The 23,293-nt window shown below is 58.0% G+C and carries 19 protein-coding genes; 14 read left to right on the top strand and 5 right to left on the bottom strand.

Annotated features, from left to right (window positions below; translation table 11 throughout):
- The first annotated feature begins 1 nt into the window (after position 1).
- The 8 genes from GA0071314_RS14475 to GA0071314_RS14440 all read left to right on the top strand — a co-directional run bounded on the left by GA0071314_RS14475 (position 2) and on the right by GA0071314_RS14440 (position 12,241).
- A complete protein-coding gene (locus GA0071314_RS14475) occupies positions 2 to 1,984 on the top strand; it encodes a heme lyase CcmF/NrfE family subunit (RefSeq protein ID WP_074397303.1) in 1,983 nt (660 codons plus the stop codon).
- A complete protein-coding gene (locus GA0071314_RS14470; protein WP_074397302.1) occupies positions 1,981 to 2,508 on the top strand; it encodes a DsbE family thiol:disulfide interchange protein in 528 nt (175 codons plus the stop codon). The genes GA0071314_RS14475 and GA0071314_RS14470 overlap by 4 nt, the downstream gene beginning before the upstream one ends.
- Positions 2,499 to 2,969: a cytochrome c-type biogenesis protein gene (locus GA0071314_RS14465; protein ID WP_074397301.1), complete on the top strand. Its 471-nt coding sequence runs from the start codon at positions 2,499 to 2,501 to the stop codon at positions 2,967 to 2,969. The genes GA0071314_RS14470 and GA0071314_RS14465 overlap by 10 nt, the downstream gene beginning before the upstream one ends.
- Positions 2,966 to 4,210 (top strand): c-type cytochrome biogenesis protein CcmI, encoded by a 1,245-nt coding sequence (gene ccmI, locus GA0071314_RS14460; RefSeq protein ID WP_074397300.1) that lies wholly within the window; start codon positions 2,966 to 2,968, stop codon positions 4,208 to 4,210. The genes GA0071314_RS14465 and ccmI overlap by 4 nt, the downstream gene beginning before the upstream one ends.
- Positions 4,211 to 4,228: 18 nt before the next feature.
- Positions 4,229 to 7,720: a chromosome segregation protein SMC gene (gene smc / locus GA0071314_RS14455; RefSeq protein WP_074397299.1), complete on the top strand. Its 3,492-nt coding sequence runs from the start codon at positions 4,229 to 4,231 to the stop codon at positions 7,718 to 7,720.
- 471 nt (positions 7,721 to 8,191) lie between these two features.
- On the top strand, positions 8,192 to 9,820 hold the full coding sequence (locus tag GA0071314_RS14450) for a cell division protein ZipA C-terminal FtsZ-binding domain-containing protein (RefSeq protein ID WP_074397298.1): 1,629 nt from the start codon (positions 8,192 to 8,194) through the stop codon (positions 9,818 to 9,820).
- A 112-nt stretch (positions 9,821 to 9,932) separates the two neighbouring features.
- On the top strand, positions 9,933 to 11,969 hold the full coding sequence (gene ligA / locus GA0071314_RS14445; RefSeq protein ID WP_074397297.1) for an NAD-dependent DNA ligase LigA: 2,037 nt from the start codon (positions 9,933 to 9,935) through the stop codon (positions 11,967 to 11,969).
- A complete protein-coding gene (locus GA0071314_RS14440) occupies positions 11,966 to 12,241 on the top strand; it encodes a YheU family protein (RefSeq protein ID WP_074397296.1) in 276 nt (91 codons plus the stop codon). The genes ligA and GA0071314_RS14440 overlap by 4 nt, the downstream gene beginning before the upstream one ends.
- Here the strand turns inward: GA0071314_RS14440 and mnmC are convergent.
- Together mnmC and GA0071314_RS14430 are read right to left on the bottom strand one after the other, a co-directional pair.
- Positions 12,238 to 14,244, bottom strand: coding sequence for a bifunctional tRNA (5-methylaminomethyl-2-thiouridine)(34)-methyltransferase MnmD/FAD-dependent 5-carboxymethylaminomethyl-2-thiouridine(34) oxidoreductase MnmC (gene mnmC, locus GA0071314_RS14435; RefSeq protein WP_074397295.1), 2,007 nt, complete (start codon positions 14,242 to 14,244; stop codon positions 12,238 to 12,240). The genes GA0071314_RS14440 and mnmC overlap by 4 nt on opposite strands.
- Before the next feature lie 157 nt (positions 14,245 to 14,401).
- Complete coding sequence (locus GA0071314_RS14430) at positions 14,402 to 14,701, bottom strand: YciI family protein (protein ID WP_074397294.1); 300 nt, start codon at positions 14,699 to 14,701, stop codon at positions 14,402 to 14,404.
- 132 nt (positions 14,702 to 14,833) lie between these two features.
- Here GA0071314_RS14430 and GA0071314_RS14425 point away from each other — a divergent pair, with 132 nt between their 5' ends.
- Both GA0071314_RS14425 and GA0071314_RS14420 read left to right on the top strand, forming a co-directional pair.
- Positions 14,834 to 15,754: a PHP domain-containing protein gene (locus GA0071314_RS14425; protein ID WP_074397293.1), complete on the top strand. Its 921-nt coding sequence runs from the start codon at positions 14,834 to 14,836 to the stop codon at positions 15,752 to 15,754.
- Between the two features lie 46 nt (positions 15,755 to 15,800).
- On the top strand, positions 15,801 to 16,424 hold the full coding sequence (locus GA0071314_RS14420; RefSeq protein ID WP_074397292.1) for an L-threonylcarbamoyladenylate synthase: 624 nt from the start codon (positions 15,801 to 15,803) through the stop codon (positions 16,422 to 16,424).
- 49 nt (positions 16,425 to 16,473) lie between these two features.
- Here the strand turns inward: GA0071314_RS14420 and GA0071314_RS14415 are convergent, their stop codons facing one another.
- Both GA0071314_RS14415 and GA0071314_RS14410 read right to left on the bottom strand, forming a co-directional pair.
- Positions 16,474 to 17,391 carry an ion transporter gene (locus GA0071314_RS14415; RefSeq protein WP_074397291.1) on the bottom strand — a complete coding sequence of 306 codons (918 nt, stop codon included), beginning with the start codon at positions 17,389 to 17,391 and terminating at the stop codon, positions 16,474 to 16,476.
- 36 nt (positions 17,392 to 17,427) lie between these two features.
- Entirely contained in the window at positions 17,428 to 18,315 is an 888-nt protein-coding gene (locus GA0071314_RS14410; protein WP_074397290.1) for a CYTH domain-containing protein, read from the bottom strand.
- Between the two features lie 136 nt (positions 18,316 to 18,451).
- Here GA0071314_RS14410 and GA0071314_RS14405 point away from each other — a divergent pair, with 136 nt between their 5' ends.
- From GA0071314_RS14405 to argA, 3 genes are all read left to right on the top strand, one after another.
- The gene (locus tag GA0071314_RS14405) at positions 18,452 to 19,132 is read left to right on the top strand and encodes a TIGR00153 family protein (RefSeq protein ID WP_074397289.1); all 681 of its coding nucleotides are present in this window, start codon (positions 18,452 to 18,454) and stop codon (positions 19,130 to 19,132) included.
- Between the two features lie 46 nt (positions 19,133 to 19,178).
- Positions 19,179 to 20,447: an inorganic phosphate transporter gene (locus tag GA0071314_RS14400; RefSeq protein ID WP_074397288.1), complete on the top strand. Its 1,269-nt coding sequence runs from the start codon at positions 19,179 to 19,181 to the stop codon at positions 20,445 to 20,447.
- A gap of 131 nt (positions 20,448 to 20,578) precedes the next feature.
- Positions 20,579 to 21,895, top strand: coding sequence for an amino-acid N-acetyltransferase (argA, locus tag GA0071314_RS14395; RefSeq protein ID WP_074398544.1), 1,317 nt, complete (start codon positions 20,579 to 20,581; stop codon positions 21,893 to 21,895).
- On the opposite strand, the gene GA0071314_RS14390 is transcribed toward argA, so the two are convergent.
- Entirely contained in the window at positions 21,892 to 22,746 is an 855-nt protein-coding gene (locus GA0071314_RS14390; protein WP_074397287.1) for an SDR family oxidoreductase, read from the bottom strand. The two genes, argA and GA0071314_RS14390, sit on opposite strands and share 4 nt — an antisense overlap.
- A gap of 387 nt (positions 22,747 to 23,133) precedes the next feature.
- Between GA0071314_RS14390 and GA0071314_RS19635 the strand changes: the two genes are divergently transcribed.
- On the top strand, positions 23,134 to 23,277 hold the full coding sequence (locus GA0071314_RS19635) for a hypothetical protein (protein ID WP_172822107.1): 144 nt from the start codon (positions 23,134 to 23,136) through the stop codon (positions 23,275 to 23,277).
- The last annotated feature ends 16 nt before the right edge of the window (positions 23,278 to 23,293 follow it).

Genomic DNA, 23,293 nt, shown 5'->3' with positions numbered 1-23,293 from the left:
TATGCTGACCCGGATACTGCCCGAAATTGGTCATTTTGCCTTGATTATCGCACTGCTAATGGCGGTCGTGCAGGCGCTGCTGCCATTGGCGGGGGCGGCGACGCGTCGCCCTCTGTGGATGGCGTACGGTCAGCCGATGGCCACTGGCCAGTTTTTGTTTGTTTTGCTCGCCTACGGCTGCTTAACGGCCAGTTATCTGATGGATGACTTCAGCGTGGCGAATGTCGCCAACAACGCTAATTCGCTGCTGCCCTGGTACTACAAGTTCAGTGCCGTATGGGGTAACCATGAAGGTTCGGTGCTGCTGTGGAGCCTGATGCTTGCGGGGTGGGGATGCGTCGCCGGTCTGTGGTCGCGGCGCTTGCCCCGCGACATGTTGGCGCGCGTTCTCGGAATATTGGGCTTGATCAGCGCCGGCTTCCTGTTGTTCATACTGTTGACCTCCAACCCCTTCGAGCGGAATCTGCCCGATATCCCCGCGGACGGCGCGGACCTTAACCCCTTGTTGCAGGACATCGGCCTGATCATCCACCCACCCATGCTGTATATGGGCTATGTGGGGTTTTCCGTGGTGTTCGCTTTTGCTATCGCCGCTTTGCTCGGTGGGCGATTGGATGCCGCCTGGACCCGCTGGGCACGGCCTTGGACGAATGCCGCCTGGGCGTTTTTGACGGTTGGGGTGGCGCTGGGTAGCTGGTGGGCCTATTACGAGTTGGGCTGGGGCGGTTGGTGGTTTTGGGACCCGGTGGAAAACGCCTCGCTGTTGCCATGGCTGACCGGTACCGCCCTGATACATTCCCTGGCGGTCACCGAAAAACGCGGCTCTTTCAAAAGCTGGACGGTACTACTGGCCATTGCCACCTTTTCGCTTTCACTGATGGGCACCTTTTTAGTCCGCTCCGGGGTACTGACGTCCGTGCATGCCTTTGCCAACGACCCGTCGCGGGGGCTGTTTATCCTGGTGCTGCTGGCGATCACCGTGACGCTCTCGCTAGTGGTGTTTGCCCTGCGCGCACCCCGCGTTAGCCATGCCGTGGGCTTTAATTGGCTGTCACGCGACGCCTTACTGCTGATCAATAACGGCCTGCTGGTAACCGCAACGATGACCGTGCTGCTTGGTACGCTGTATCCGTTGATTCTGGATTCGCTGGGGCTGGGCAAAATCAGCGTGGGGCCGCCTTATTTCAATGCTCTGTTCGTGCCGCTTACGGTGATCCTCTGCCTGTTTATGGGCCTGGGGCCGATGGCGCGCTGGAAGTCTACCTCGCCTGGTGAACTGGTGCGCAAACTGTGGTTAGCCGGGCTCGCGGCACTTGTGCTTGGGGCATTGATACCGCTGCTGTATCGCGGTGAATGGAACCTATGGGTCACGCTGGGCTTGTCCACCTCGCTGTGGATTATGCTGTCACTAGGCCGTGACTTGCTCGATAAATTGCGCAAGCAGCGTTCGTCACTGTGGAAAGGCCTGCAAAGCCTATCGCTAGCCTACTGGGGTATGGTGCTCGGCCATTTGGGCGTGGCGGTCACCATCGTCGGCGCGACTGTCGTGTCCCATTATGCGGTGGAGAAAAGCGTGCGCATGTCACCGGATACAAGCGTCGAGGTGGCAGGTTATCACTTTACTATGACCGATCTTACCGATCGGCGCGGCCCCAATTACTTGGCCGATACCGCGGTGATCGAGGTTCAGCGCGGTGAGAGCAGCCGGCGTTTCGAGATGCGGCCTGAAAAGCGGCTGTATCTGGCCACCGGCATGCCCATGACCCAGGTGGCGTTGCGCCCGGGCCTTTTCCGTGATCTTTACGTGGCCATGGGCGAGCAATTGGATGACGGCAGTTGGGCGATGCGTATCCAATACAAACCGTTTGTGCGCTGGCTGTGGCTGGGAGGATTGCTAATGGCGTTGGGCGGCGTGCTGGCGGTAGCGGATAAGCGTTACCGGCCCGCGCGCCCGGCCAGATTGGCGCAGGAGGGGCGGGCATGAAGCGGCGCTTGCTGTTGTTTATCTTACCTGTCGCATTTTTAGGCTTGGCGTTGTTTTTCTATGAGCGCTTGTCAGAGGACCCTACAGGTCGCGATTCGGCGCTGATGGCACGCGATTTTCCCGCCTTTGAGGCCACCACGCTTGAAGATGAGCAACAGCGGGTCGATCAATCGTTGCTGGAAGGTGAACTGACGCTCGTCAATGTATGGGGAGAATGGTGCGCCGCCTGTCGCCAGGAAATGCCCCAACTGCTTGATCTAGCCGACCGTGGACTGCGTATTGTGGGTATTAACTACCGTGATACCCGCGAGAACGGGCAGGCATTCTTAGATGAATTTGGTGACCCATTTTCAGCCAATATTTTTGATCCCGACGGTGATTTAGGGTTTGAGCTTGGGGTAATTGGCGCGCCTGAGACATTTTTGGTAGATGCCCAGGGCATCATCCGCTACCACCATAAAGGCTATGTGTCGCCCGAGGATGTCCATAACCATCTTTTGCCGGAGGTGGAGAAATGGCGCTGATTCGCTTGTTAAGTCTCGCGGCGCTGCTTTGCCTGGCGCTGCCCGCCTGGTCGGCAGGCGTAGAAATACGCGAATTTGACGACCCGGTGACGGAGCAGCGTTATCGTGATTTAACCGCCTCAATGCGCTGCCCGCTGTGCGATAACCAAGCGATTGATGATTCTGACGCACCCATCTCGGTGGATATGCGCCAACGGGTGTATCAGTTGCTTAACGAGGGGCAATCAGACACCGAAATCATCCATCACATGGTTCAGCGGTTTGGCGACTACATTCTTTATAACCCCCGCCTGGAGCGACGCACCTATTTGCTGTGGGGGCTGCCGGTGGGGTTATTGATACTTGCGGTCGTTGTCGTGGCATTGATCGTCCGCACTCGGCGCCATGCTTCAGCGAAGGCATTGAGTGCTGACGAGCAAGCGCGTCTGAATGCCTTAATTGAGCGTAAGGAGTCATCGTGACGCTGCTTTGGATAGCGCTTGCCTGTGTATTGTTGCCCGCGATGTGGCTGTTGGTGCTGCCGCTGCGCACGGCGCGTCGCTGGCACGATGAACAACTGACCTTTGAACAGCATGACGCCGCCGCCGAGCAAAATGTCGCCATCTTTCGGCGTCGACTGGCGGCGCTTGAGAATGCCCGCGCCGACGGGAAAGTAAACGCAGAACAGTTTGCCGAAGAACGCCTGGAACTGGAGCGCAGCCTGCTGGACGATACGGCCGCCCTGCATCGGCGACCGCTTAAGTCTTATGCCTCGGGACGTTGGGTCGTTCCACTAGTGATGCTCGTGTTGGCGGGGGGTAGCTTGGTGTGGTATCAGCAGCAGGGCGCGGAGGACGATATTATCCTGTGGGCCATTGGTCAGGAGGTGCGTGAGCATCCGCAAGGGTCGCTGGACATGTACGTGGAGCGCCTGGAAGCGCAGATGTCACACCAGCCTGCCAACCCAAACCTGTGGAGCACCTTATTCCCGCTTTATCGAGAGGCTGGCCAAACGGATAACGCTGTCACCGCGCTGGAGCGCTTGATCGAACTTGAAGGACGCCAGCCGTCGCTGCTAGCTCAGCTTGCCCAACTGCGTTTCTTTATGGCCGAGCGCGAACTCACCGACGAAGTGCAAGCGCTAGTGGACGAAGTGCGTGACGCTGATCCCCGTCAGCCCACCGTACTCGGCATACTTGGCATCCAAGCCTTCGATCAGGGTGATTACCCCACGGCTATTGACCGCTGGCGGCGTGCCGTGGCCAACGTTGAAGACCCTGACATCGCCGCGTCGCTTCGCGAAGGGATTAAAACGGCGCAGGCGCGTCTCGGCGATAGCGACGATAATCAAACCTCAGAGGCGACCGGCCCCGGGGTTCGGGTCAGCGTGTCGCTTGATCCTGAGCTGGCGCGTCAGGTTGACGGTGATGATAAAGTCTTTATCCTGGCCCGCGATATTGAGGGCGAACAGCCACCACTGGCGGTGGTTCAGGGGTTGGCATCTGAACTACCGATGACCGTCGTGCTCGACGACCGCGCGGCTATGACCGCAGATGCACAGATATCGCAAGTCAGCGAAGTTCGTCTGATGGTGCGTATCTCGTCAAGTGGCCAAGCAACACCCCAGGCAGGGGATTTATGGGGCGACGTAGACCGGGTCGAGGTGGGCCCGCTTAACGCGCGAGAGGCTACCAAGGTGACCATTGATCGTGTTTTTGAATAATCTCAACGTGTACTCTCCATGCGTTTAACGTCGATACGCCTCGTCGGCTTCAAGTCGTTCGTCGATCCGGTCACCGTGCCTTTCGACGGCAATATGACCGCTATCGTCGGACCCAACGGCTGCGGAAAATCGAATATTATCGACGCCGTGCGCTGGGTAATGGGGGAGTCCTCCGCCAAGACCCTGCGCGGTGAGTCCATGGCCGATGTCATCTTTAACGGCTCGACGGGGCGCAAGCCGGTGGGCCAGGCGTCCATTGAGCTGAAGTTCGACAACCGCGATGGCACCATGGGCGGTGTCTATGCCCAATACGCCGAAATCGCGGTGAAGCGCCTGGTGACCCGCGACGGCCAGTCCAACTACTTTTTTAACGGCCAAAAGTGCCGCCGCCGGGATATCGCCGACCTGTTTATGGGTACCGGCCTGGGCCCGCGTTCTTACGCGATTATCGGCCAGGGCATGATTTCGCGGCTGATCGACGCCCGCCCGGACGATCTGCGCGCCACGCTGGAAGAGGCCGCGGGCATCTCCAAATACAAAGAGCGCCGCCGGGAAACCGAAAATCGTATGCGGCGTACCCAGGAAAACCTAGAGCGGCTAGACGATATTCGCGAAGAGCTCGACAAGCAGCTCGAGCGGCTAAAGCGGCAAGCTGAGGCGGCTAAACGCTACCAGGCGTTAAAGCAGCAGGAGTTCCAACTGAAAGGTGAACTCGCCGTGTTGCGCGGGCGGGCTCTGCGGGCTGAACAGTCCCACCAAGAAAGCCGGGTACGCGAGTTGGAGATCGCCGTTGAAAAAGACGTGTTTGGCGTTCGTCAGTGCGAAACGCGTCTGGAGCAAGCCCGCGAGCAGCACGACGAACTGGCTGAAGTGCTCGAACGTCACCAACAGCAGTTTTTTGAAACCACCACCCGTATCGCCCGCCTCGAACAGGATCAGGCCCACCGGCGCAGCCGCGAAGCCCAGCTCGCCAGCGACATCGAGACGGCCCGGCGTGACCTCGACGAGCAGCGCCGGGTCAGTGAAGGTGACCAAGAGCGCTTAGTGACCATTGAAGCGCGTTTAGACGAATTGTTGCCCGAACATGAAGCGCTCGACGAACAACTTGAAACCCTGGAGCAAACGCTAGCCGACGCGAGCCCCTCCCTTGAAGCCGCCGAGCAGCAGTGGGCGGATGCCGAAAGCCGCTGGCGCGATGCCAGCCGCGAAGCCGAACGCCGCCAGGATCAGCTACGCGATCTTGAACAACGCATTGCCCGTCTACAGGCCGAACGCCAGCGCCGCCACCAACAGCGTGGCGAGCTGGCCGATGTCACCGAGTTACGCAGCGAGCACGCTGAATGCCAAGCTCAAAAAGAAGTGGCTGAACAGCGCGCCGAGGCATTTCAAACCGAGCGCGACCATTGGCAGCAGCGCTACAACGAGGCCAAGGCGGCTTACCAGCAGGCTACCCAGACGCGTGACCAACAACGTGCCGAGTTAAGCCAGCGTCAGGGGGAGCTTGCCTCGCTGCAAGCGCTGATTGATGCCGCTCTTGCTGATCACGACCCGCACCTCACCGAAACGTTAGCTGCCCATGGACTTGCCGATGCGCCACGGTTGGGTGAAGCGATTAGCGTTGAGGCCGGCTGGGAGCGGGTGATTTCCTGGCTGCTAGCGCCGTGGCTCAATGCGCGGCTGGTAGCCGGTGATCAGTTAAAAGCATTGCCCGAAGCGCTTGCCACTGATTGGTGTTTGATTGACCAGACACCGCCGCCCTTACACGGAGGCCAACGCCTGGATGCACTGGTGAGTGGCGCTGGCGCACTAAGTGGCTGGTTAGCAAGTGTTCACTATGCTGAGGGTGGCGACGAGGCCGACGCGCTATTAGCCACGCTTGGCCCTGGCGAAAGCGTGGTTACCCGCGATGGCGTGTGGCGCGGGCGGGGTTGGTTGCATCAGCAGGCCAACGGCGAAGGCGTCGATGCGCTATTGGTCACGCGCCGTCGCCTTGATGAGTTGGCAACTCGCCGTGAGCACGACGAGGAGGCGTTGGCGCTTGCCGAAGCGCAGTGCGAGGCCGCCAGTGAAACCATCGAGACGCTTGAGCACACCCGTGAACGGCAGGCAGAGGAAGAGCGTGCTCATGCCGCCACGCTTCAGCAGCTCGCGGTAACAGAGCAACGCTTGGCCCAACGCCTGGAACATCTGGAAAGCCGCGCCAGTGAGCTGGATGACGAGCTGCGCCAGCTACAAGAAGATGAAGCAGAGTTAGCGCTTACTCTCGATGAGCAGCGTGCCCGCTGGCACGAGGCAATGGAGCAGTTGGAAATAACTGCTGAGGCGCGCGACACCAGCGCCGAGCAGCGAGATAACCAGCGCGAACAGCGCGAACGTCTGAATCAGCAGCAGGCGCCACTGAAAGCCCGCCAGCAGGCCCTAGCGCTGGAGCGTGAACGATTAAACGCCGAGGGTAATAGCCTGCGCTCCCAGCAAGCACGCAGCAATGACAGCGAAGAGCGCCTCGCACTGCGGATTGAGGAATTGGAAGCCTCGCGGGAAACCTTGCTGGAACCCGACGAACTTGCCGCCGAAGAGCTTGAAGAGCTGCTCCAACAGCGCGAGCAGCAGGAACAGCGCTTAAACGACACGCGCCAGCAAACGCAAACGTTGGCGGAGCAGTTGCGTAACGACGAGCTCACCCGCCAACAGCACGAACGCAATCTAGAGCAGAGCCGCGAGCAGCTTCAGCAGCGGCGTATGGATGTGCAGGCGCTGGCGCTAAAAGCCGCCACCCAAGATGAACAGCTCGCTGAACTGGGCCACGACAGCGAAACACTGGCGGAACAACTCGCAAGCGACGCCAGTGAAACCGCTTGGCAGGCGCGGCTGGAAAGCACTACCGACAAAATACGCCGCTTAGGGGCCATTAACCTTGCCGCGATTGAAGAATACGACCAGCAGGCTGAGCGGCGGGACTACCTGGAAGCTCAGCATGCCGAATTAAGTGAAGCACTGGAAACCCTAGAGCGTGCCATCAAGCGTATTGATCAAGAAACCCGTGTGCGTTTTAGAGATACGTTTGATCAAGTCAATACAGGCCTACAAACCTTATTTCCCAGAGTGTTTGGCGGGGGCACCGCTTGGCTAACGCTCACTGGTGATGATTTATTGGAAACCGGTGTGGCGATCATGGCGCGCCCGCCGGGTAAAAAGAACAGCACTATTCATCTACTATCCGGAGGTGAAAAGGCACTGACAGCACTTTCGTTAGTATTTGCGATCTTCCAGTTAAACCCAGCGCCATTCTGTATGCTGGATGAAGTAGATGCCCCGCTAGATGATGCCAATGTAGGGCGCTATGCCAGGCTGGTAAAAGAGATGTCGGATAACGTTCAGTTCATCTATATTACCCACAACAAAATTGCCATGGAGGCCGCCGAGCGCTTAATGGGTGTCACCATGCAAGAGCCTGGGGTCTCGCGAATGGTCTCGGTAGGCATTGAAGAAGCGGCTGCGTTGGTGGATTAAAGCTCGCAAGCGTTAACGTTATTAACTACCCTAGCGCTTAATAATCCACGCCCAGAGTTAAAAAAAGTGACTCAAGGCGCTAAACTTATCTATATTATTCGGCACTGAGTGTTTTTGAGTCCTCATTAGCGAAGAAAAAGCAGTAAGCATACCCGGCGCCCGGCACTCACAGGGCACGATTTAAAGGGGTGAGCATGCGTTGCTAGCAAGGGACTCAAAGGTAAAGGTTGTTGCTATCGCACAGGGTAATTAGTTAATAGGAAGGCAATGGGGCACTTATAGCCCGCGTTATAGTCGAATTTTTGACTTAAATAACGTTAAAAAATGTGCGATAACGTGAAAATTAACAAAAAGTGGCCCTTTTCGTAGTAATCGCGCTATGCTTGGGGTAAGTATAGATTTAATAGTAGTGTTCTAATTTTTAGGCATCGCGCCTTAGCAACCGTCAAGATGACCCATGGAATGTTCAACATGGAATTAAGAGAGTGGCTAATCATTTTAGGACTGGCGTTGGTATCCCTCATCGTTATTGATGGGGTAAGACGACTCCAGCGTCAGCGTCGCGTTCCTCGCCTCGACCAAGCCGTCGGCGAGACGCCAACAAGTCGGTCTACCGAGTTCAGTGATGTGGCTAAAGAGGCTGAAATAAACTGGGAACTTCCCAATGGTGGCGCGCGTGTGGTTAAGCCCGCCGATTATAGCGGTCTGAGTCAAAAGCCGAAGTTAGAACGCCAAGAGCACCCTGGACCGTCAAAGATACTTTCACAGTTTAAGCGCAGTACCCATAAGGCAAGTTCGCCTGCCGCCTCAAAGGTTGAAGAGGGTCGGGATGAGCACCCAGTCACCACGCGCACCGCCAAAGCAGCGACAGCGACGCGTGCCCAGCGCCCCGAGGTGAAAATGCCTGAGCCAACGTCTGAGCCCGAAAAGCACCATCGCGAGCCTGCGGTGTCTTCTTCCGACGATGTCAGGCCGGTAGCTGATGTTGCCGTTACCGCTGTGGCCCACGAGCCTCGAATGAGTGCCATGGACGAAAACGACACCGAGCGTATGGCGGCCGCGCAAACGAGCCATGACGACACGCCGGTGCTGCGCGCTGAGCCTGAAGATGCAGCGTTTGCTAAACATGCTTCATCTGACACGCAGCCAAAACGCCGTCAGTTACGCAGCGATATTGCTGGTGAATACCATGATGACGATGATGAAGAAGCCTATCGTCTGGTGGATTTTGAAGAGATTGGTCGTTCGCTGAAACAGCGCATGATCGCTCACCGTAAAGCGCGCGCGCTGAAAAAAGCCGAAAAGGCGCGCCGCGCCGAAGCGCTGGCAAAACAGAAAGCAGAACGTAAGGCCCTTGAAGCAGAGCAGCGCCGAGAGGCCGAGGAAGCGGCTGAAGCTGAAAAAGCGCGCATTGCTCAGGAGCAGGCGCAAGCACGCGAACTGGAAGCTCAGGCTGCCGAAGAAGAACGTCTCGTCCGTGCCGCCGAAATGGCCCAGTATGCCGCTGAGGAAGACGCTTACGCTGCTGCAGAATCGCATGCGGCTCTACACGAGCCTGAAGCACCTGAAGGGGTCGTACGTACTCACCCTGCGTTAGAAAAAGCATTGCGTCATGACGTTTGCGGAGAACATGCCAAAGAAACGTTAACCAATGCTGACGAAGTGGTGGTGATCAGCGTGCTTTCACGCGACCCAGCCGGCTTTGACGGTGGCAAGCTGCTGGAATTGATGATGGCCTGCGGTTTACGCTACAGCAGCGCTATGGGCGTTTTCCACCGTTTCGAAACCGAAAGCGCCGACAGCGAACTGCAGTTCTCCATGGTCAATGTCGTTAAACCTGGCGTCTTCCCCATTGAAGAAATGGATGAGTTTGTGACGCCTGGTATCACTTTGCTGATGCCGCTCCCCGGCGCCCACGATAGCTCGGCGGCGTTCGAGGCCATGGTCGAAACCGCCATGGTGGTTGTACGTCACATGGGCGGCGAATTGAAAGACGAGAACCATAGCGTGATGACGGCACAAACCATTGAGTTTGCTCGCCAACGCGTGCATGAGTTCGAACGTAGGCATCGGTTGCATCGCCATATGCAAGCCCACTAAACAGCCGCTTGCTCTCCGACACCCGTCCTCTTGCAGAGGGCGGGTGTTTTTTATTGCATAATACCGTTAACTTGTATCACCGCTAATAGCCTGTCGACGAGAACCTGTTTCAATGAGTCAGCCTGACCCTAACGTGCTGGACGAGATCAACCAGCTTCGCGCCGCGCTGGATGACGCCAATTACCGCTATTATGTCCTTGATGAACCTACGCTGAGCGATGCGGACTATGACCGCAAATTCCAGCGCTTAAAGCAGTTAGAGGACGAACATCCCTCGCAGGTCTCGCCTAACTCACCGACCCAGCGCGTGGGTGCCGCCCCCGCCGACGGCTTTCCTGAAGTGCCTCATGCCATTCCCATGCTGTCGCTGGATAACGCCTTCAGCCGCGACGATATTCATGCGTTTGCCGAGCGCGTCGCCGAGCGCCTGGAGTGCCAGGCAGACGACATCGAGTTCAGCTGCGAGCCCAAGCTTGATGGTGCCGCCGTATCGCTGGTCTACGAGCAGGGCGTGCTGGTCAGCGGGGCCACCCGCGGCGACGGCCGCACCGGCGAGGGCATTACCTCCAACCTGCGCACGCTGCGCTCGGTGCCCTTGAAGCTGATGGGTAAAAACGTACCTGAGCTGCTGGAAGTGCGCGGTGAGGTGATCATGCGTCACAAGGGTTTTGAAGCACTCAATGAACGCGCCCGTGAAGAGGGCAGCAAGGTCTTTGCCAACCCGCGCAACGCCGCCGCCGGTAGCCTGCGCCAGCTTGACCCGCGAATTACTGCCACACGGCCGCTGGAGTTTCATGCCTACCAGGCGGCACGGCTCGAGCCCGACCTGGGTGATACGAGCCATAGTGCCTTAATGGCGAGGCTTGCCACGCTGGGCTTTCGCACCAGTGCCGAGCTAACCACCATGAACGGCCCGAAAGCCGTGGCTGATTATTGCGATCAACTGGGCGACAAGCGTGACGCGCTTGGCTACGACATCGACGGTGTGGTCATCAAGGTCAACGATCTGCGCCATCAGCGGGAACTTGGCTTTGTCGCCCGGGCGCCGCGCTGGGCGGTGGCGTTTAAATTCCCCGCCCAGCAAGAAGTCACTACGCTCAACGAGGTTGAGTTTCAGGTGGGCCGTACCGGTGCCATCACCCCCGTGGCAAGGCTTGAGCCGGTGACGGTGGCCGGGGTGACGGTATCCAACGCCACGCTGCATAACGCCGATGAAATCGAGCGCTTAGGCGTGATGATTGGCGACACCGTCGCTATTCGTCGAGCCGGCGACGTGATTCCCCAGGTGGTCCGGGTGGATACCTCACTACGGCCCGCTGATGTCCGGCCAATTACCTTTCCTGACCGTTGCCCGGTGTGCGGTTCCGAGATCGAGCGTTTAGCCGATGAGGCCGTTGCACGCTGTTCCGGTGGGCTCTACTGTGCCGCCCAGCGCAAAGAGGCGCTGAAACATTTCGCCAGCCGCAAAGCGTTGGATATCGACGGCCTGGGGGAAAAGCTGATCGAGCAGCTTGTCGACCTGGACTGGGTGAAAAGCCCGGCCGACCTGTTTCATCTGACCGTTGAGCAGCTTAAAAGCCTGCCGCGCATGGGGGAAAAATCAGCCACCAATTTGGTTAATGCGCTGGAGAAAGCCAAATCCACGACGCTTGCGCGGTTTATCTACGCATTGGGTATCCGTGAGGTGGGCGAAGCCACGGCGGCTAACCTGGCCCATCACTTTGGTACGCTTGAAGCCATCCAAGCGGCTGAGGTAATTGCATTGGAAGCGGTTAGTGATGTGGGCCCGATTGTTGCTGCTCATGTGCATACTTTTTTCCGTCAGCCTCACAATCAGGACACGCTACAAGCGCTGCGTAATGCGGGGATTCAATGGCAAGAAGCGGAAGTCATCCAAGGCCCCACGCCGCTTGATGGCCAAACCTGGGTGCTCACCGGCACGCTTGAAACGATGACGCGAGATGAAGGCAAGGCGCGCCTGCAGGCGCTGGGGGCCAAGGTGGCAGGCAGTGTATCCAAGAAAACCACCTGCCTGGTCGCGGGAGAAGCTGCGGGCAGTAAATTAACCAAAGCCGAGCAGCTAGGGGTCGAGGTCGTTGATGAGGCGGCTTTTATCGAGCGCCTGGCCGAATGGGAGCAACGCGAATGAGCCGATTCATCGAAGTCCCGGCACGCATGCTACCGCCGGAAACCTTAGATGCCCTGCTGGAAGCCTTTGTGACACGCCAGGGCTACGACACCACCGATACCACCGGCGAGGGCATGCACGGCTGGGTCGTAGAGCTTAAAAAGCAGCTTGAACGCAATGAGTTGATCATTGCCCACGACCTGGAACTTGAAATGACCGAGGTGATGACCCTGGCCCAATGGCGAGCCTTTGGGCGCGATATTGGCGATGACGAGGAGGAAGGCGACATTTAAGTCGTCGTGCCGCGAATAATGGCGCTGATAATGCGCCGCCCCGGGTGGAGGTGGTCCACCAATGGCACTTCCAGGGGTAGCGGGTCGCCGCACATCCGCGAGGCAATCACCTCGGCGCACAGCGGCGCGCTGGCAAGCCCCCTTGAGCCGTGAGCGGTGGATATCCACAGCCCTGGGTAATGCTCGCCCACGGTATCTGGCACTTTCGAGGCGTCCTTGCCTAACGCTTGGTACGCCTCCTGCCATGCGTCAGCCACCGGCAGCGGCCCTGCATAGGGGCTTTTATCGGGGCTAGCCGCCCGCACCGCGGCGCGGCCTTTGAGTAATTCAGGGGATAGCGCAACGCCTGCCTCTTCAAGCGCTTCAACCCATTGAGGTAAGGCGAGGCGTAACTCGTCGATATTACGCTGGTGATCGTCATGGGTGACGTGGCGGCTGTCATTGTTGGGCACAAAGCTGGCGCCGAAGGTCAGCACGCCGTCGACGGGCGGTGATACATAGCCGCCTGCGCAAACCACACGCTGAGGCGTTTGCACGTCATCAGGCAGCGTCACTTCGCTGATTTGCCCACGTACCTGCTGTAACGGCAGTACTGCGGTTTGCGCAAAGCGGTTGGCCAGTTGGGCGTTGGCGATCACCACCTGGTCGGCGCAGATCGCATCGCCGTTGACCAGGTCTAGGCGCCAGCACTGCCCATCGCGGTGCACTTGCGTTACGTCCCTTCGGTGAACGCTAATCAGCGGGTGGTTAAGTAAGTGTTCGCACAGCGCTTTGGGCCGCACCCAGCCCGCTTGGGGATAAAACAGCGCATGCTGAGCACTGATGGGCACCCCAGCAAGCTCGCTTAACCCCTCCGCTTGGGCAGAGACCACCGTCTGCGGCAGCGTGTGATGCGCTATAAACCGCTGTTGGCGGCGGGCTTCTTTATCGCTTAACGCTAGCTGTACCACGCCGCTTGACTGCCACAGCAGCGTGTCCGTGGTTTGCTGGTTAAGCCAGCGCTGGCTATACATGAGCCCGGCCAAATAAAACCGGCTTTGATGATTGGTTTCAGCCGCCAGTTTGACGTAAAGCGCTCCCTGGCGATTGCCTGAACCGCCCGCACCGGGTGCGTCGCGCTCTACCACAGTGACACTGACCCCGCGCCTGGCCAGTGCAGCGGCGACGCTTGCACCGGCGATGCCCGCGCCAATCACCGCCACATGCTGGTGATCAAGGCACTCAGGCGGTGTAAACCACGGCGTAGCACGGCGTCGCGCGTCGCAGGGGGGCGCGGCGATATGGCCCGCGAGCATTTCCCGCTTGCGCCCAAAGCCGGGTACCTTTTGCCACGCAAACCCGGCGGCTTTTAAACCGCGCTTGACGATACCCGCACAGGTGAAGGTGGCGAACGTGGCTCCGGGGCGCGAGCGGGCGGCCATTACTTCAAATAGTTCAGGCTTCCACATCTCCTGGTTTTTGGAAGGCGCGAAGCCGTCCAAAAACCACGCGTCCACTTGGCCATCAAGCAATGCCAAACGCTCGGTAGTGTCGCCAAAATGCACATCCAGCGTCACGCGTTCGCTCAGGTGCAAGCGGTGGATACCGCTGACTGCCTCGGGCCACTGATCGCAAAGCACCTGTGTATAAATGGCAAGTGTTGGCCAGGCGCTAAGGGCACGTGAGAGCGAGGCGCGGTCGAGGGGAAACTTCTCTGTGGATATCAGATGAAGCCGGGCATGCGACGGTGCTCGCTCTTCAAAACACGCCCAGGCACACAGCATATTCAGCCCGGTGCCAAAGCCTGTCTCGCCAATCACAAAGGCCCGTTGCGATTGCCACGCAGCAAAGCGGGCGGGCAGGTGGTTAGCGTTGATAAAAACGTGCTCGGTTTCGGCGCGGCCATTATCGCGGGAAAAATAAACGTCGTCGAAGGCCTCCGAATGCGGTTCCGTACCGTTCCAGGTGAGCGATGGCGACGTTAACGCCACGAGAGGGGGCAAAAGGCAAGGACGTTGCGTCACGCGGTTATCCGTGTTGAAGAAAGGTGGTTAAAAAATGACCAATTTGTGAATTGAGGCGTTATCTCTGGCTTACAGAAAAGCGTCCGCCGTGTTTTCACAGAGTTTTCCACAGCCTCTGTGAAAAAGCCGACGGACCCTCCATATTCACCCGCTAGGGTCAAGGCATAACTTTCTTGAACGGTTTGACTGTGACGCGGGTGTAGACACCGGCAATCATGTAGGGGTCGGCATCGGCCCAGCTTTCGGCCTCTTCCAGGCTGGCAAACTCAGCGACAACCAAGCTGCCGCTAAAACCGGCATCGCCTGGGTCATTGGCATCAATAGCTGGATGGGGGCCTGCGAGCACCAAGCGGCCTTCATCGCGCAATGCTTCCAAACGTGCGAGGTGATCAGGGCGGGCGGCTAAACGGCGTTCCAGGCTGTTGGGGGTATCTTCGCTGATGATGGCATACAACATGTGCATAACTCCTTGAATGAAAAAGGATCAAAAGGGCGAGCCACAGGGGTGGCGCAATTGACCGCACCGGCATAAGCGCGCACCATATTGAATTAAATCGCCCTTATTCTGACAAACTCGCCACACGGCGTCATGCCTATGCCCCGACTTCCCAATACGTTTGAGACTGACCAGCGTTACCCCGTTGATTTACACATGCATTCGACGGCGTCCGATGGTGCGCTTACTCCCACCGAGCTTGTAACGCTGTGCGCAGAGCGCGGACTTACCCACATGGCGCTGACCGATCACGATACCATGGATGGCGTTAGCGAAGCGGGACAAGCAGCCGCCTCAGCGGGCATATGCATGCTGCCCGGCTGCGAGTTATCCACCCGCTGGCAGAGCATTAACATCCACATGGTGGCGCTCATGCCAGGCGGCCTCCAAGGCCCGTTGGTAGACGGGTTAATCCACCAGCGTGAGGCGCGAATCAAGCGTGCCGAGGTGATCGCCGAGCGACTCGAGAAAGCCGGCTTGGCCGATGCGCTGGACAAGGCGCGCGAGCAAGCGGGTAGTGACCGCCCACTGGGACGGCCCGACTTTGCTCGCGCATTGGTGGCAGACGGCATGGTGGCCGATTGGGCAAGCGCCTTTAAACGCTATTTGGGCAGCGGCAAGAAGGGCGACGTAAAGGCCCACTGGCCGGAGATCAGCGATGCGGTCGGCTGGGTGGTGGCGTCGGGCGGCGTTGCCGTGCTGGCCCATCCGCTGCGACACGGGCTGACCCGGCGCAAACGCGGTTTGTTGATGGACACGTTTCAGGCCGCTGGCGGACAGGCAGTGGAGCTGGTCAGCGGTCAGCAAAACCCGGACAGCACACGCGACTTGGCTCGCCAACTGGTGGAGCGCGATCTCTACGCCTCAATGGGCAGTGATTTTCACTTTCCCGGCAGCCACGCCGCCCCCGGTAGCATGAGTTTGATACCGCGCACCGCAGCGCCACCTATCTGGCAGCATCCGCGTTTACGCCATCTGCAAAACGCGCCGGCTGGGCCTCTGGCCGCTGCGTAAGCTAAGGTAGGCGGTATCGACCACTAATAACCGTCAGGAGCAAGCCATGAGCCAATATTTCCAGATTCATCCTGAAAACCCTCAGAAGCGGTTGATCGACCAGGCGATTGAGATTATCCGCAAAGGCGGCGTGGTCGCATACCCGACCGACTCTGGCTATGCATTGGGTTGCCACCTGGGCGAGAAAAAAGCCATTGAGAAAATCAAATGGCTGCGCTCGCTGGACGATAAGCACAACTTCACCTTGGTGTGCTCGGATCTGTCGCAGATCGGCACCTACGCCAAGGTCGACAACGACGTGTTTCGGTTGCTTAAAGCGCATACCCCGGGCGCCTACACGTTTATTTTAGATGCAAGCACCGAGGTGCCGCGTCTGTTGTTGCATCCCAAACGCCGCTCTATCGGCGTGCGCGTGCCGGATCACCGGATTACCCACGCGCTGCTGGCGGCACTGGGTGAGCCGTTGATGAGCGTTACCCTGATCCCCGTCGGCGAGGATTTGCCGATGAGCGACGCCGAAGACATTCGCGAGCGGTTTGGCACCCATCTTGATCTGATTATTGACGGCGGTGCCTGCCATCTGGACCCCACCAGCGTGATCGACCTGCGCGAGCTGCCTCCCAAAATCGTCCGCGAAGGACGGGGGGATGTCACTCCCTTTACTATTTAAATTGCTTTATACCTAACGACGGCACGTGTCACTCATGCTCGCCCCAGGTTTAACTATCCTGGGGCGCGTTTTTGTCTGCGTCTTTCCCCTGGTCGTCTTTCTTTTCATCGTCTTGCTTACGCGGATCTTCGCTGTCTTCGTCCAGCCAGGTGCCGCAGCGCAGGCAGTAGCGGGCGCGTTTTTCATGGTGGTCGTGGCCGCAGCCGGGGCAGGCTTCATCGGAATAGCGATCTTCGCGAATCGAACGAATCACCTGGGCGGAGAACACCCCGGTGGGTACGGCGATAATTGAGTAACCCAGCAGCATGAGCACCACGGTGATGGACTTGCCTAGCGGCGTTGCTGGGACAATGTCGCCATAGCCCACCGTGGTCATACTGACGATCGCCCAGTAGATCGACATGGGAATACTGGTAAAACCAGCTTCCGGCGATTCGATCACATACATCAGCGCGGCAAACAGCGTGACCACCATAAAAATGGCGAAGAAAAACAGCAGAATCTGACGCAGACTACGCTTTAACGCATCAATCAGCAGCCGCGCTTCACCGACAAACTCCATCAGCCGTAGAATGCGGAAAATCCGCAGCACCCGCAGGATCCGCACAATCACCAAGGCGTGGGCACCGGGTATCAGTAACACCAGCCAGGTGGGCAGGATGGCGATCAGGTCGACAATGCCGTAGAAGCTTTTCAGATAGAGCGTAGGGCGCTCCAAGCAGTACATACGCAGCAACAACTCGACGCTGAACAGCAGGGTAAATATCCACTCCAGCACATATAAAAGCGTACCGTAGCGCTCGGCATAGGCCTCAACACTGCTCAGCAAAATTACTAACACGCTGAGCAAGATCGCCAAAATCAAGCCGATGTCGAACGCTTTGGCCCCCGGCGTATCAGACTCGAAAATGATATGGAAGAGCTTCGTGCGCAATCCTTCTGCGCCCGGGTGTAAGGGAAAGTTCATCAATACCGTCCTGAAAGAGCCGTAAAAGCAGCAGGTTTAGCGTAGCGCGGTTTGATACGCCAAGCGATGGGCAAAGGCCAATGCCGCTTGGCCATAGGCAACGTTGGGTTGATTAGAAATTTCCAAGGCATGGCGCATCGTCTCGGTATCATCATGCTCCTCATCGGTGAGTGACGGCTCGGCCGAAAGCGTGGCGAGCGCTGTTTGAGCGATGGCCAGGTGCTCGGCGCTGTGGCTGTCGTGGTAGGCGTCCAGCGCCAGCGTAGCGCGATGCATCCACTGCGCGGGCGTTGTGGCTTCGGGCAGTGGCCAGTGTTGAGCGGCTAAAGCATTGCCCCGGGCCGCCTTGCTGCTGTCGGAGGGACGCAGCGGTACATGCTCAGCCAGCGCCAGGGCGAGGGACCAAAGTGCCTCAGGCTCCCCTTTTTTAAGCTCCAGTTCGGCTTCACAAATAGTGGCCTGATACCCGCCGCTATGAATCTCCCCCTGGTCCAAGGCCAGCTCGATGTGGCTTTCCTGCCACACTACTTGCCAGCTTTGGCGTACAAAGTCGGTATTTAAGCGGGGGGCAAGTGCAGAAATCACTTGGCTCGCCTCGCCCTGAAAAGGGGGCAGCTCGGCTAATCCTTGGGTATCCAACGCAAGCGAAGCCACAGGCCACTCCCACTCCTGGCGCTGAGAAAATCCGCCGCCCCCGTGACCCGCCGTTTTAACCGTTTGCAGCACCTGATCATCCACCTGACGCAGCCGCACGGCGATGTGCGCCTGGGCCAATGCGCCCTGGGGCGTATCGAAATAGGTATTGATGAGCGTTTGCCGCTGAGGCGTCAACCCCTCTAAAAGGGGGTGCTGGCAAAGTGCCACTGGGCCATCAGGGGCGAGGGCAAGCTTCAGTTCGATCTCGGTTGGCGCTGAGGGTTTCATAACAATTGCCACCTCTATACTATGACATTTAGATTAAATTTTAATGACATTGTGAACTTTTCATGACGGCGGCAGACGCACTCACTATACTGTGGCCGCCATTTCCTGGCTTCCCGAAAACAGGCGTAAAGGCTTTATGGTTACTTCTAACCCTTTCTCCGCGATGTTTGGCCGCTCGCCATTCCAGCCGCTACTCGCGCATATCGTCAAGGCGAACGAATGTGCTGACCAACTCCTGCCTTTCTTCGAAGCAACGCTGGCAGGCGATTGGGAGAGCGCTGGGCAGCTGCGCGAAAACGTCACTCGCTTAGAGCACGATGCAGACGTACTCAAAACCGAGCTGCGTTTAAACCTTCCCAACACCATGTTCTTGCCCGTCTCGCGTTCTGATCTGCTCGACCTGATCAGCGTACAGGACAAAATCGCCAATAAAGCACGCGACATTACCGGCATTATGCTGGGACGTAAAATGACCGTGCCCACCGAATTGGCGGATCCCATGCGTGACTACATCCGCACTAGTGTGGCGTGCGTGGCGCAAGCTCGCCAGGCGCTGGAAGAACTCAAGGACCTGTTGGAATCGGGCTTTGGACGCAACGTCTCGGATGTGATGCAGAACATGATTCGTGAACTGCATACCCTTGAGCACCAGGCGGATGGCCAGCAGGTCGCGATTCGCCGCCAGCTATTTAGCCTGGAAAGTGAGTTGCCACCGGTTGATGTGGTCTTCCTTTATAAGATTATCGACTGGGTCGGCGAGCTATCTGACCGCGCTGAGCGCGTAGGCAGCCGCCTTCAGATCATGACCGCCAATTAATTTGTGCGCCCAAATTAATACCTGATCCCCAAACAAGGGAAGCGTTATGCAGATCATTGCTCAGTATGGTGATATTTTTATCATCCTGGCCTGTCTTTTCGGCTTTTTTATGGCCTGGGGCGTGGGTGCCAACGACGTCGCCAACGCCATGGGTACCTCGGTTGGCTCGAAGGCCATCACCATTAAACAGGCGATTATGATCGCCGTGGTATTTGAGTTCCTAGGGGCTTGGCTTGCCGGTGGTGAGGTGACCAACACCATCCGCAAAGGCATTATCGACCCCGAACTGCTTCAAGAAGATCCTCAACTTCTGGTTTACGGTATGCTGGCGTCGCTATTGGCGGCGGCGACCTGGCTATTAATTGCCTCCATGAAAGGCTGGCCGGTATCGACCACCCACTCGATTGTGGGCGCGATTGTCGGTTTTGCGGTAGCCGGATTGGGCGCAGCGACGGTGGATTGGGGCAGCGTGGGTACTATTGCTGCCAGTTGGGTGGTCTCGCCATTGTTGGCAGGCACGGTGGGCTTTGTACTGTTTAAGTCGGTACACCACTTGGTATTTGAAGCCTCTGACCCGCTAGCTGCCGCCAAGCGTTATTTGCCCGGCTATGTGTTCCTGGTGGGTTTTGTGGTGGCCATGGTTACCATGACCAAGGGCTTAAAGCACGTGGGGCTGGATATTACCTTTTCACAAAGCCTGGTGCTGTCGATCATTCTTGGTTTGATTATCACTGGCATTGGCGTGTTGATGGAGCGCCGCGTACAGTACGTGCAAAGCAGCGACGACCATTTTGGCTACGCCAATGTGGAGCGCGCCTTTGGCGTGTTGATGATTTTCACGGCCTGCGCCATGGCGTTTGCCCACGGTTCTAATGACGTGGCTAATGCGGTTGGCCCGCTAGCGGCGGTCATCAGCGTGGTACAAACCGGTGGCGAAATTGAAGGCTCGGCGCTGGTGCCCTGGTGGGTGCTGGTGCTCGGCGGTGGCGGCATCGTAGTGGGCCTGATCACCTACGGGCATAAAGTGATTGCCACCGTGGGCACGGGAATCACCGAGCTGACCCCCAGTCGTGGCTTTGCAGCAACGCTTGCCGCTGCCACCACCGTGGTGCTGGCTTCTGGCACAGGCTTGCCGATCTCGACCACGCATACGCTGGTGGGTGCCGTGCTTGGGGTGGGCTTGGCGCGGGGTATGACCGCGCTCAACCTGCGAGTAATTGGCACCATTGCCATGTCGTGGTTGATTACGCTTCCCGCCGGTGCTGGCCTGGCCATTTTGTTCTTCTTTATGCTTAAGGGTATGTTCGGCGGCTAACGATGCATAGTATGACGTTAACTTACGCGTAAAATCATGGCGGCATCTTCATTAGAAGGTGCCGCTATTTTTTGCGCTCTGGTAAAGTAATCAATAGCGAGTTCATTCACCTGCTGCCGGAGAGCGGCCCCTTGGATACACGTTTCCCTTTTGTCGACTGGTTTCGTAATGCGTCCCCCTATATTAATGCGCACCGGGGGCGAACCTTTGTCATCTTAATTGAAGGCGAAGCCATGGCGTCTGGCCGAGGGGAGCAGCTGATCCAGGATTTGGCACTGCTGCATACTCTAGGCGTACGTCTGGTAGTGGTGTTTGGCATTCGCCCTCAGGTGCACGAGGCGTTGAGCGCGGCGGGTGTTGAGCCAACACGGGTTGATGGCCGCTGGGTGGCAGACCGCGCCGTAATGGCCCATGTTGAGCAAGTAGCGGCTCACCAGCGGCTGTGGCTGGAAGCACGGCTTTCATTGGGCCTGCCCAGCACGCCGCTGCACGGCGTGGAGTTGAGCGTGATTTCCGGCAACCTGGTGACCGCCAAACCACTTGGCGTGCGTGACGGGATCGATTTTGATCACAGCGGCGAAGTGCGCCGGGTGCGCGCCAGTGCCATTGAAGGCCTGCTGGACAAAGGCTCGTTAGTGCTGCTTCCACCGTTGGGGTTTTCCAGCACCGGCGAGGTGTTCGATCTGGATGCCTCCGACGTTGCCCAGCACGCGGCGGTGGCGCTGAAAGCCGATAAGCTGATATTGCTGGGTGAATCGGAAGGCCTGGAAGATGAGCAGGGCGCGCTGCTGCGCCAGCTTTCGCCCTTTGAGGCCGAACCACGCCTGCAGCACGCCTCCCCCGGCAGTGAGTTAGCACGCCACCTCAACGCCGCCTGCACCGCCGCGCGCGAAGGGGTGGCCCGCACACACCTGCTTTCCTGGCGCAACAACGATGCCTTGCTGGGTGAGCTGTTTACCCGCGATGGCGTGGGGACGATGATCACCCAGCATCGCTACGAACAGCTGCGCCCCGCCTCGCTTAACGATGTGGCTGGTCTGCTGGAGCTGCTGGAACCGCTGGAGCATCGCGGCATGCTGGTAGCCCGTTCGCGTGAGCGATTGGAACACGAAATCGACGATTACATGGTCATCGAGCGCGATGGCATGGTGATCGGCTGCGCCGCGCTGCACGTATTCCCCAGCACCTCGATTGCCGAACTGGCCTGCGTGGCGGTGCACACCAATTACCGGGGCGGCGAGCGCGGCGAGCGTTTGGTCGAGGCGCTGGAACGGCGTGCCCGCCAGCGGGGCTTACAGGAAATGTTCGTGCTCACCACGCACACCGCGCACTGGTTTGTGGAGCGGGGCTTCCGCACGGCGAGCCTTGAGGAGCTGCCGCCACTGAAGCGCGAAACCTACAACCACGCGCGCAAATCCAAGGTGCTGGTCAAGACGCTGACGGGCTAGGTGTTCAGGATCACGCCGCCATTTAAGTGCATGGTCTGGCCGGTCATGTAGGAGGATTCTTCGCAGGCCAAATAGACATAGGCTGGCCCCATTTCGCTGGGTTGCCCCGCGCGTTTCATCGGCACCTGGCCGCCAAACGCAGCGACTTTTTCCTCATCGAAACTGGCAGGAATCAGCGGCGTCCATACCGGCCCAGGGGCCACGGCGTTCACTCGGATGCCGCGATCCATCAGCGACATGGCCAGCGAGCGAACCAAGCCCTGAATTGCCCCTTTGGTGGCGGTGTAATCAATTAGCGTATCATTGCCTTTAAAGGCGTTGATCGACGAGGTGGCGATGATCGTATCGCCTTCGCTCAAGTGAGGCAGTGCCGCCTTGGTCAGGTAAAAGTGGCTAAATAGATTGGTTTGAAAGGTGCGCTGGAGCTGGTCGTCAGGAATCTCGCTGATATCGCGCCAGTCGTACTGTTCGGCCGCGTTGTTAATCACGATATTAATTTTGCCGAACTCTTTCAGGGTGCGCTTTACAATCTCCCGGCAGAAGCTGGGTGCCCCTACATCGCCTTTCAAGACCAAGCAACGGCGACCTTCAGCCTCCACGAGCCGCTGAGTCTCTTTGGCATCTTGGGTTTCTTTCAAATGTACAATGACGCTATCCGCGCCTTCCCGGGCATAGTGGACCGCCACCGCGCGGCCGATGCCGCTGTCGCCACCGGTAATGATAGCCACTTTATCCAATAACTTGTCGGCCCCTTTGTAGCTTTCACGAATGTACTCGGGCTCGGGGTGCATCGCGTGCTCGTCGCCCGGCTGCTTGGCTTGATGCTGAGGCGGTTGATGCTGATCGCTCATGTGCAGGCACTCCTTTGGTAGCACAAAACTTGTTAGCAAACATATTGCCGGTAAAAAATGGGCAAACATTTTGGGGTGGATGCCTGTCTCCTTGGGCACCCGTTCTCAATGTAGACCCAGGTTGCCAGAAGGGGCAAACCTATTCACGACGTAACTTCGCTACACAAAAAAACACTGCGATAGCGACAGTGCATTAGCGTTATTTAGTTTGCTAATTTATTTATTGATGATTGGTTTTTGTTCATCAAGCGTTTGTTTTTAAGGTTTTTTAATCGTTTATATCGAGGTGGGAGCGAGTAACCTTTGCGTTGCAAGTTACCGGGGAAAGGCTACAGTGAAAGCAGGCAAAGTAATGCCAAAGACCATTTATCGTAAGGAGCACGTGATATGGCACAACCCGATAAGAAAGACCAGAAAAATCCCAAGCATCAAGACGACCATCACGACGAAGCCAACCCGATGCCCGACACGCACCACGTGAACCCAGATTCTGATGATTCGCCCCAGAAATCGGACAAGGGCAAGAAATAAGCGACGTTGACCCCGT

This window comes from Halomonas sp. HL-93, from assembly GCF_900086985.1.
Classification (GTDB): domain Bacteria; phylum Pseudomonadota; class Gammaproteobacteria; order Pseudomonadales; family Halomonadaceae; genus Vreelandella.
The sequence above is the reverse complement of the archived record's forward strand: the minus strand, read 5'-3'. Positions and strand labels throughout refer to the sequence as shown.

What these genes read in the sequence shown, in the direction of transcription:
- GA0071314_RS14475 (WP_074397303.1), top strand. Translation starts at nt 2, where the DNA reads ATGCTGACCCGGATACTGCCCGAAATTGGTCATTTTGCCTTGATTATC.
- GA0071314_RS14470 (WP_074397302.1), top strand. Translation starts at nt 1,981, where the DNA reads ATGAAGCGGCGCTTGCTGTTGTTTATCTTACCTGTCGCATTTTTAGGC.
- GA0071314_RS14465 (WP_074397301.1), top strand. Translation starts at nt 2,499, where the DNA reads ATGGCGCTGATTCGCTTGTTAAGTCTCGCGGCGCTGCTTTGCCTGGCG.
- smc (WP_074397299.1), top strand. Translation starts at nt 4,229, where the DNA reads ATGCGTTTAACGTCGATACGCCTCGTCGGCTTCAAGTCGTTCGTCGAT.
- GA0071314_RS14450 (WP_074397298.1), top strand. Translation starts at nt 8,192, where the DNA reads ATGGAATTAAGAGAGTGGCTAATCATTTTAGGACTGGCGTTGGTATCC.
- ligA (WP_074397297.1), top strand. Translation starts at nt 9,933, where the DNA reads ATGAGTCAGCCTGACCCTAACGTGCTGGACGAGATCAACCAGCTTCGC.
- GA0071314_RS14440 (WP_074397296.1), top strand. Translation starts at nt 11,966, where the DNA reads ATGAGCCGATTCATCGAAGTCCCGGCACGCATGCTACCGCCGGAAACC.
- GA0071314_RS14430 (WP_074397294.1), bottom strand. Translation starts at nt 14,701, where the DNA reads ATGTTGTATGCCATCATCAGCGAAGATACCCCCAACAGCCTGGAACGC.
- GA0071314_RS14425 (WP_074397293.1), top strand. Translation starts at nt 14,834, where the DNA reads ATGCCTATGCCCCGACTTCCCAATACGTTTGAGACTGACCAGCGTTAC.
- GA0071314_RS14420 (WP_074397292.1), top strand. Translation starts at nt 15,801, where the DNA reads ATGAGCCAATATTTCCAGATTCATCCTGAAAACCCTCAGAAGCGGTTG.
- GA0071314_RS14415 (WP_074397291.1), bottom strand. Translation starts at nt 17,391, where the DNA reads ATGAACTTTCCCTTACACCCGGGCGCAGAAGGATTGCGCACGAAGCTC.
- GA0071314_RS14410 (WP_074397290.1), bottom strand. Translation starts at nt 18,315, where the DNA reads ATGAAACCCTCAGCGCCAACCGAGATCGAACTGAAGCTTGCCCTCGCC.
- GA0071314_RS14405 (WP_074397289.1), top strand. Translation starts at nt 18,452, where the DNA reads ATGGTTACTTCTAACCCTTTCTCCGCGATGTTTGGCCGCTCGCCATTC.
- GA0071314_RS14400 (WP_074397288.1), top strand. Translation starts at nt 19,179, where the DNA reads ATGCAGATCATTGCTCAGTATGGTGATATTTTTATCATCCTGGCCTGT.
- GA0071314_RS14390 (WP_074397287.1), bottom strand. Translation starts at nt 22,746, where the DNA reads ATGAGCGATCAGCATCAACCGCCTCAGCATCAAGCCAAGCAGCCGGGC.
- GA0071314_RS19635 (WP_172822107.1), top strand. Translation starts at nt 23,134, where the DNA reads ATGGCACAACCCGATAAGAAAGACCAGAAAAATCCCAAGCATCAAGAC.